The sequence below is a fragment of the Bradyrhizobium sp. SHOUNA76 genome (assembly GCF_023006445.1).
Classification (GTDB): Bacteria; Pseudomonadota; Alphaproteobacteria; order Rhizobiales; family Xanthobacteraceae; genus Bradyrhizobium.
In genome coordinates this window covers 1-1,832 of the sequence record NZ_JALBHA010000795.1, presented here as the reverse complement: position 1 = coordinate 1,832, position 1,832 = coordinate 1, and the positions used below count along the sequence as shown (strand labels likewise).

The 1,832-nt window shown below is 67.8% G+C and carries 2 protein-coding genes; both read right to left on the bottom strand.

The features are described 5' to 3' along the window. Nucleotides 1–715, bottom strand: a 715-nt coding sequence (locus MOV74_RS37205; protein WP_246932390.1) for a MoxR family ATPase, incomplete at its 3' end; no start/stop codon positions are given. Between the two features lie 10 nt (nucleotides 716–725). Then, nucleotides 726–1,748, bottom strand: coding sequence for a xanthine dehydrogenase family protein molybdopterin-binding subunit (locus MOV74_RS37200; RefSeq protein WP_011086158.1), 1,023 nt, complete (start codon nucleotides 1,746–1,748; stop codon nucleotides 726–728). Between the last annotated feature and the right edge of the window lie 84 nt (nucleotides 1,749–1,832).

Here is a 1,832-nt window from a genome sequence, read left to right as displayed (position 1 = left end):
TGCCCGGAGCCTTGCTCAGCGGTTCGCGCCGCAACTTCTCGACGGCTGCGACGACGGCGCGGGCGGTGGCCTCGGCGACGCTGGAGGCGCGCATCATGATGATCCGCGCCTCGCGTTCGGCGCTGGGATAGTCGATCCAGTGATAGACGCAGCGGCGGCGCAGCGCCTCGTGCAGATCGCGCGTGCGGTTCGACGTGAGGACCACGACCGGGCGTTCCGTCGCGCGAACCGTGCCGCGCTCGGGAATTGAGATCTGGAAGTCGGAGAGGAATTCGAGCAGGAAGGCCTCGAACTCCTGATCGGCGCGATCGATCTCGTCGATCAGCAGCACGGTGGAATCGGGCGCGCGGAGCGCGGCCAACATCGGCCGCTCGATCAGGAAGGTCTCGCCATAGATGTCGATGCTCTCGTCGCCGGCCTGGCGGATCGCCAGCATCTGGCGGGGGTAGTTCCACTCATAGAGTGCGGCAGAGGCATCGATGCCCTCATAGCACTGCAGGCGGATCAGGCGGCGGCCGAGCACGGCGGCGATCGCTTTTGCCGCCTCCGTCTTGCCAACGCCCGGCGCACCTTCCAGCAGCAGCGGCTTGCCGAGCGCGAGGCCGAGATAGGCTGATGTCGCAAGGCCCTCGTCGGCGAGGTAATAAGCTGCCCGAAGCGCTTTCTCCAGCGCCTCCGGGCTGTCGATGCCGACGATGTTGCTGCGAACCGCCACGGCCGCTCCTCTAGCGCCGTGCCTGCGGTCGCGCGCCGCCTTGGCTCTTGATCGCGCGCAGCACCTTTTCGGGCGTGATCGGCAGATCGTCGATCCGCACACCGACCGCATTGAAGATCGCATTCGCAACAGCGGGCAGCACCGGGTTGGCGCACATCTCGCCGGGGCCCTTGGCCCCGAAGGGACCATCAGGAGCAGGGCGTTCCAGCACCGCGATATCGTGCGGGCAGATGTCGCCGGGGCCGGGCATCAGGTATTCGACGAAGTCGCGGGGGCCGTGAACGGGGTCGGGATAATAGGGCTCCGGCGTCTCATAGAGCGCGTGGCTGACGCCCATCCAGGCGCCGCCGACCAGCTGTTGCTCGACCAGGCGCGGGTTGAGCGCGCGGCCGAGCTCATAGGCGGAATCCATCCGGACCATCGCGACCTCGCCGGTCTCGTCGTCCACCTCGACCTCGGCGACGAGGCAGGCATGGGCGTAACAGGTCGCCGGTGACATCTCGCCGGTCTCCGGATCGACGTTGGAGAGCGGGACCAGGAAGATGCCGCGGCCCGAGATGGTCTTGCCCTGCTTGAACTGCGCGGCGATCGCGACATCCTTGGTCGAGATCGAGCGATGCGGCGCGCCCTTGACGTGGATATTGCCGCGGCCGTCGGTTTCGAGATCGGCGGCGTTGACCTCGAGCTCCTCGGCGGCCGCTTCCATCATCACGCCGCGGGCCTCGCGCGCGGCCGCCATCACGGCATTGCCGACGCGGTGGGTGCCGCGCGAGGCGAACGAGCCCATGCAGTGCGGGCCAGTATCGGAGTCCGCCGTGTCGACATAGACGTCTTCGACCGGCACGCCCAGTGTCTCGGCGCAGATCTGCCGCGTCACCGATTTCATGCCTTGGCCGAGATCGATCGACGACAGCGCCACGGTGAACTTGCCACTGGGATTGGAGTGAACCAGCGCCTGGCTGGGATCGCCGCCGAGGTTCATGCCGATGGGATAGTTGATCGACGCCATGCCGCGCCCGCGATGCCTGGTCATGTCAGCGTCTCCTGGTGCCGAACACGGATGAGAACCGCGTCGCGCCGTGGGTTGGCGCGGCTGGGCGCGGCGGGGGAGGCGGCG

What these genes read in the sequence shown, in the direction of transcription:
- MOV74_RS37200 (WP_011086158.1), bottom strand. Translation starts at nt 1,748, where the DNA reads ATGACCAGGCATCGCGGGCGCGGCATGGCGTCGATCAACTATCCCATC.